General features: G+C 42.5%; 11 protein-coding genes. All 11 read left to right on the forward strand.

The features are described 5' to 3' along the window. Positions 1–139: 139 nt before the first annotated feature. The 11 genes from LC093_RS19955 (at position 140) to LC093_RS20005 (ending at position 5,565) form a co-directional block, all read left to right on the forward strand. Positions 140–610, forward strand: coding sequence for a hypothetical protein (locus tag LC093_RS19955; RefSeq protein ID WP_226669179.1), 471 nt, complete (start codon positions 140–142; stop codon positions 608–610). Between the two features lie 72 nt (positions 611–682). Then, positions 683–1,180, forward strand: a complete 498-nt coding sequence (locus tag LC093_RS19960; RefSeq protein ID WP_226669181.1) for a GrpB family protein — start codon at positions 683–685, stop codon at positions 1,178–1,180. A 63-nt stretch (positions 1,181–1,243) separates the two neighbouring features. Beyond that, entirely contained in the window at positions 1,244–1,645 is a 402-nt protein-coding gene (locus tag LC093_RS19965; protein WP_226669184.1) for a hypothetical protein, read from the forward strand. Between the two features lie 123 nt (positions 1,646–1,768). Then, positions 1,769–2,272: a hypothetical protein gene (locus tag LC093_RS19970; protein ID WP_226669187.1), complete on the forward strand. Its 504-nt coding sequence runs from the start codon at positions 1,769–1,771 to the stop codon at positions 2,270–2,272. 80 nt (positions 2,273–2,352) lie between these two features. Beyond that, positions 2,353–2,727, forward strand: a complete 375-nt coding sequence (locus tag LC093_RS19975; protein ID WP_226669189.1) for a ubiquinone biosynthesis protein COQ4 — start codon at positions 2,353–2,355, stop codon at positions 2,725–2,727. A 65-nt stretch (positions 2,728–2,792) separates the two neighbouring features. Next, positions 2,793–3,185: a VanZ family protein gene (locus LC093_RS19980; protein ID WP_226669191.1), complete on the forward strand. Its 393-nt coding sequence runs from the start codon at positions 2,793–2,795 to the stop codon at positions 3,183–3,185. Between the two features lie 35 nt (positions 3,186–3,220). Then, entirely contained in the window at positions 3,221–3,709 is a 489-nt protein-coding gene (locus tag LC093_RS19985; protein WP_226669194.1) for a hypothetical protein, read from the forward strand. Positions 3,710–3,855: 146 nt separating this feature from the next. Further along, positions 3,856–4,371 (forward strand): hypothetical protein, encoded by a 516-nt coding sequence (locus LC093_RS19990; protein WP_226669198.1) that lies wholly within the window; start codon positions 3,856–3,858, stop codon positions 4,369–4,371. A gap of 125 nt (positions 4,372–4,496) precedes the next feature. After that, the gene (locus tag LC093_RS19995; RefSeq protein WP_226669202.1) at positions 4,497–4,700 is read left to right on the forward strand and encodes a hypothetical protein; all 204 of its coding nucleotides are present in this window, start codon (positions 4,497–4,499) and stop codon (positions 4,698–4,700) included. Positions 4,701–4,783: 83 nt separating this feature from the next. Continuing rightward, a complete protein-coding gene (locus LC093_RS20000; protein WP_226669205.1) occupies positions 4,784–5,071 on the forward strand; it encodes a hypothetical protein in 288 nt (95 codons plus the stop codon). A 110-nt stretch (positions 5,072–5,181) separates the two neighbouring features. Next, positions 5,182–5,565, forward strand: coding sequence for a hypothetical protein (locus LC093_RS20005; protein WP_226669210.1), 384 nt, complete (start codon positions 5,182–5,184; stop codon positions 5,563–5,565). Positions 5,566–5,577 lie beyond the last annotated feature (12 nt).

Raw genomic sequence — 5,577 nt, forward strand, 5'->3', positions numbered from 1 at the left:
GAAAGTACGCACAAGTGTGATTATGTTAAAGAAGTGTGCTTAAATCCTGAGCGCATCAAAATAATCAGAAAGGACCAAAAGTTGGCGACGACGGAAGTCGTTTTTCTACAGGCTCGTTAGTACTAATTTGGAACAATCAATGAAAACGAAATTATTTTTGCTGATATTAGTGGCGCTTAGTGGATGTTCTACGAACCCTGCAATTGATAGAACCGAAAACGGTGTGCTAGTAAATGGTCGAGAAAAGACAGATGGTGGTGTTTCCCTCATCTTTGCATCAGTCGATGGGAAAAGGCTTCGCCCTGGTCCCTGGACGGCGCCAATTGAGGCAATTTTTCCAGTTTCGCCAGGAAAGAGAGACATTGGTATAAGAGTTGTATTTACACCAGAAAAAACGACTGCTCAAAAAGTAGGCTTTCAAAACACTTTTCACTACGTGCTTGAATCAAATACTGAGCTATGGGCAGAGACAGGGAAATCATACGTGTTAAAGGCCAAAAGAAGTGGAAGTTTAGCTACTTTCTGGATCGAATCAGAATCCGGGAACAAAGAGTCAGAGGTTAAAACTGGTTCGGTTGAAAAGGTAACAATCGTTCCTGTGGTTTATTAATTAAAATTTTTCAGGTAGCGGTGCTAACAAAGCGCAGCAGAGGAACGGCGTTAGCAGTCATAAGTAACCAGCATGAAAGTAGAGCTCGAAAAATACAATCAAGATTGGGTTACATCTTTCGAAGAAGAAAGATCTTTTCTCAAAGAGAAAATCGGAGATTGGCTATCTGGAACAATCGAGCATGTTGGGAGTACGGCAGTTCCGGGCATGCTGTCAAAACCGATCGTAGATATCATGTTTGGAGTTAAAGACCTTGCAAGCTCTGCCGGCGCGATCGACGTGCTTTCAAGAAATGGTTATTGCTATTACCCGTATAAACCTGAATTAATGCACTGGTTCTGTAAACCTACGCCGGATCGTAGAACACATCATTTGCATCTTATTCCGTATAAAAGTGATCTATGGCTAGAGCGGGTTAGGTTCAGAGACATTCTTAGGAGCAATAAACGTATCGCAGAAGAATATAGCTTCTTAAAACAGCGGCTCGCAAAGGAGTTGGCTTTTGATAGAGAAGGGTATACGCAAGGTAAATGGCCCTTCATCCAGAGAGTGCTATCGGCCAACTGCTAACAATCGCAGGCAGTTTGCTCCGGCTGCGGGCGTTATCTGTAAGATTAAGATATAGATCTAACTATGGAAACAGAAATTATTGATCGGTTGGAACAGATTCAGTCAACGCTGAACTATTTATCGGTCGCGATATTCATATATATATCGTTCTCAATGATTAAGAAGATTTCTCAAATTTCAATAAATTTCCATGCTCTATGGAAATCTAGATGGCGTGACAAAGCTTATAATTATTTTGAGAAACAAAAGTACACTGAGCTACTACAACATTGTGAGTCTGAGTTAGAAAGCCGCCCAAATTTAGTGATGGGCGTTTGGTGGAAAGCAAGAGCGCACCATGAACTTGGAAATATCGAGAGTGCTATTGAAAACTACAATAGAGTTTTGCATCTCGAACCTAGCTATAAAGCTGAGTATGTCGCGCCGTACTTCGATGTCAGCAATCAGGAGCTAAAACGCAGCTAACAAAATGCTGCAACCGACGTCATACTTTGTGCGTTTTTGCACAGTCGCTGCGCTCCTATTTTCGTTCAAAAATCACCCAAATCAAGCCGCCGCTGAGCACGGCGCTAAAAATTAAGGAAAACAATGGATTCTTCGGTAGTTTCCGGGTTAATAGGTGGTATAGCTTCGATAGCCCTATGCACATATATCTCAAAAAATGTCAGAAACACGAAAGTAGAGGGACAGCTTAAATATGGAACATTCCTTGCTGTCCTGGCATGGTGTTGTCTTTTATTTGTTGGGCTTGCGATTTGGGAATTCATCTACGATGAAGATACTTGGATTCGTCGAAGCGATCTTTATTCGATAATTGGTTTAATCTTCGGGTTTGGCTTCGCTGCGGTATATTGTTTTGGGGAGTACTTTAAGGTTGGCGGTAGTTTTGATGCTGAGGGTATCAATTTTTATACTCCTTGGACTGGGAGAAAAATCGAAGCCTGGGAAAATCTTGTAAGTATAAAATTTAATGCTACTGCAAACTGGTACGTTCTACGTTTTCAGTCCGGTAATAAAGTAAGGCTGTCTAGCTTGCTGAGTGGGCATGGAGATGTACTCGAGCTCCTTCATACCAAGGGGCACCATTTCTAACCATGCGCGGCCGCTGCACTCCCATTATTGCGCATAGAGCGCCCAAAATTGTCCGCGGCTGAGCGCGGCGCTAAATTGTTATGAAACATAAAATCATCGTCAAATGTATCGAGGCAAGCGTTCCGCTCTTGAACTTATTCAGGAACCCTCCAGCTTGGCCGTTTACTTTATCTGAACTAGAAGTGATGGAAAGCGATACTTTTGGAAGATGCCTTTTTGAGTTCCTTGACTCAAGAAATCTTGGCTATCTTCCTAAATATGAAGCTCATGATGCTTATCACGCACTTCTAGGATACGGAACAACAGTTACTGAAGAGCTAAAACTTCAGGCATTCATGTGGGGCAACAAGAATTCTACGTTTGCAGGTAGAATCCTATTTATTCTAGGTGTTGTTGTGTTTCCAAAGAAATTCAAACATCTTAAGGATGAGCTTTTAAGGGGAAAGGAGGCATAGCCTCTAAATGAGTATTCTCCTACTGATAGGATACCTGAGAATATTTATAAGCTCAGGGAAAAATTATGCATAAATTAATAACAATATCCAGTTGCTTTTTTATTTTTATCATCTGGGTAATTTATTTGGCCAATACTGGGCAACAAAGCATTTTTTTTGATCTTGTACGCTTAATCCCGTATGGAGATAAGTTTGGGCATCTTGGCTTATTCGGCATACTCACTTTACTTGCTAACTTTGCCAGTAAATTTAAGGTGTTCAAACTGGGTAAAATAAATGTTTTTTGGGGCACTTCTGCTGTTTTTGTTTTTGTCACAGTGGAAGAGTTAAGCCAGCATTTTATGCCAACAAGAACTTTAGATATATATGATTACACTGCTGACATGGTCGGAATTTTATTTTTTACTTGGCTATCAAGTATTTTCGCAAAGAAGGAACTAACAGGGCACTGCAACTGACCTCTGGCAGCTGAGCACCGCGTTTTGTATAGGCCATGATCGACTTCATTCTAGCAACTGGATTAATTCTTGTGATTTTGGCTGCTCCTCTAAGCATCCCATTCATAGCTTATAGAGTTACAAAGCTAGAAAAGGAGCCCGGATCTACATGGAGAATCGTATGGGATAAGTTCGCAGAGCCAGGCGCAGATAGAAGGGAAGCGGTTCTTTCACTTTCGGGTATGTTTGTATATATATATTTTTACCAGGCGGTCATCACTACGAAATGGGCTCAAAACATTGCCTGGGGACTTTTCATTGTAATTGTGGTTTTAGCCATACGGTGGCAGGCTATCAAGCAGGCGTCGGTTAAATTCCATGTTACGAATATTGCCTTGATTATAATTGGTCTTTTTACCCTTCCTCCTTTAGTTAATGAACCAAAATTTGGGTTCCCTACGATCATTGGCATCATTCTATTCATTTCTGTGACGGTTAGGCTTACTATCGAGAACGCATTGGCGGAGCACAGAAAAAATACGTAAAAAATCGCTGTATTCGGGCGATTTCCTTTGTAGACTTTACACGTCGTCTCTACGCTCCACTGTTGCGCATAAAACACACGAAACAAGCCGCCCATGAGCACAGAGTTAAAAAATTTCAGCATCACTCGTTTTAAAGGAGTAAGTGAATGCAAAAACAAAAATGGTACCGAAACCCCGAAATGCTAGTCGCACTAACCGCACTATTTATGGGTTTAATCACTGCAACCATTTCTATCTATTCCGCCTACATTGACCGCGCCTACGCGAAGGCCTCGGTATGGCCAAGAGTTGAAATATTCAGAAGCCATAGCAATGAGTCTTTCAGCTACGGCGTTTCAAATAGCGGCACGGGGCCCGCCATTATAAAATATGCAAAAGTCAGCTCAGGAGACCAGTTTTTAAAAAAGTGGTCTGAATTACCAGAATTCAAAAATATTACCCAGTCTCATATCGGCAATATTACGCTGCCAACAGGGAAAACCGTCACCCCTGTAAAGTACAAGGGAGAACTCATCAAAGAAGTTCTGACCGTAGATCAAGGTATAGAAATCGAACTTTGTTACTGTTCAATTTATGGCGATTGCTGGATTGTGGATCGCTCCAATGAAACCCAACCAACAGAAGCATGCTCAGTAAGTCCCGAACAGGAATTTAGCCAGTGAATCGGTCAGCTACCGAAGATCTTAATTGGCGCCTTTGAGCTACGTGAACAATAACTCCGGGGCGATTCGCGACTATGCCGCCACGTCACTGCCCCGCAGACGTAGTATCAGACACAGAGACATTTATGAGTAAAAACAATAACGACATTTACACATTCTATGTATGCTGGGGAATCTCCATCGGGCTCGCCCTGGGGATTTCAATGGGTGTGGCATTTGGCATGTATATTCAGAATATCGGTGTCGGAATAGGTTGCGGGATAGCAATCGGTGGAGGGCTGGGCACTTCCATCGGCACAATATTGGGGCTATATAAAAGTAAAAAGTGACCACAGCGCGATATTACAGCAATGGCAAACAGGAAGAATCTGGCGAACCACCGCTGGACGCTGAACCTGCATGGTAAAGAATAATGAGAAAGTCGGCAGGGATAGCTGAAGTTGGGCGCAAGTACGAAGAAATCAACCGGTCGTTGCTGAGCCATCAAATTTCGGCGGTTCTATTTGGTTTTAGTGCATTTTTCTCCATACCCACAGCCCTACTGAGCCCGGATATAAAGTCGGTCTCTGCGGCAGTGTTCGCAAGCCTGATTTCCATGCAGGCGCGGAAAGGCAAGAAAACACTAAAGGCGTTTAAGCACGATTTTCTGGCCAACCCGAAGAAGTACGCCCGGCGTCGCATCCCAAAACCGATCATGTAGCATGTTTACTTCTGGTATCTGCCCAGGTAAAGCTATGTCTTTTTTCATGCACGCCGATTGATTACACATAGAATCTGAAAATACACCTTCTCATACGTGGAGAAAGCCAAGTGCTTAAGTTAAGTGAAGAAAAAGGGATCTTGTATTTATTAGAAACCCCTAAGGCTAAAGAAGTATCTATTACAGACCTATTCGAAAACAATGAAGAGTCTTTAGCCCCGTTCTACACGAGCGAAAATTATTTCAATGTGGGGTGGAACAGTCAGTGCCAGGATATTTTGAAGATAATCGACCTAGATGAAAACAATATTTCTTGTTTTAAGAGGCTGGCAAAAGAGAACCTAATGATAGAAGCAGATTGGTTCCTGGGTGGGCATAGACCGACTTTGGTAGTGTTCAGAATTCTGTGTCATTTCTTTACCATTGACCGAAAAGAGATGACCCATGACCAAACCAACTTTCGATATGGATGCCGCGATCAAGGCGCTGCGTGAAGGCAAAGACCT

Source organism: Microbulbifer aggregans, from assembly GCF_020524005.1.
In the GTDB taxonomy this organism is placed as follows: Bacteria; Pseudomonadota; Gammaproteobacteria; order Pseudomonadales; family Cellvibrionaceae; genus Microbulbifer; species Microbulbifer aggregans_A.

Excerpts from the sequence above, each read along its gene's own strand:
- LC093_RS19955 (WP_226669179.1), top strand. The coding sequence starts at position 140 with ATGAAAACGAAATTATTTTTGCTGATATTAGTGGCGCTTAGTGGATGT.
- LC093_RS19960 (WP_226669181.1), top strand. The coding sequence starts at position 683 with ATGAAAGTAGAGCTCGAAAAATACAATCAAGATTGGGTTACATCTTTC.
- LC093_RS19965 (WP_226669184.1), top strand. The coding sequence starts at position 1,244 with ATGGAAACAGAAATTATTGATCGGTTGGAACAGATTCAGTCAACGCTG.
- LC093_RS19970 (WP_226669187.1), top strand. The coding sequence starts at position 1,769 with ATGGATTCTTCGGTAGTTTCCGGGTTAATAGGTGGTATAGCTTCGATA.
- LC093_RS19975 (WP_226669189.1), top strand. The coding sequence starts at position 2,353 with ATGAAACATAAAATCATCGTCAAATGTATCGAGGCAAGCGTTCCGCTC.
- LC093_RS19980 (WP_226669191.1), top strand. The coding sequence starts at position 2,793 with ATGCATAAATTAATAACAATATCCAGTTGCTTTTTTATTTTTATCATC.
- LC093_RS19985 (WP_226669194.1), top strand. The coding sequence starts at position 3,221 with ATGATCGACTTCATTCTAGCAACTGGATTAATTCTTGTGATTTTGGCT.
- LC093_RS19990 (WP_226669198.1), top strand. The coding sequence starts at position 3,856 with ATGCAAAAACAAAAATGGTACCGAAACCCCGAAATGCTAGTCGCACTA.
- LC093_RS19995 (WP_226669202.1), top strand. The coding sequence starts at position 4,497 with ATGAGTAAAAACAATAACGACATTTACACATTCTATGTATGCTGGGGA.
- LC093_RS20000 (WP_226669205.1), top strand. The coding sequence starts at position 4,784 with ATGAGAAAGTCGGCAGGGATAGCTGAAGTTGGGCGCAAGTACGAAGAA.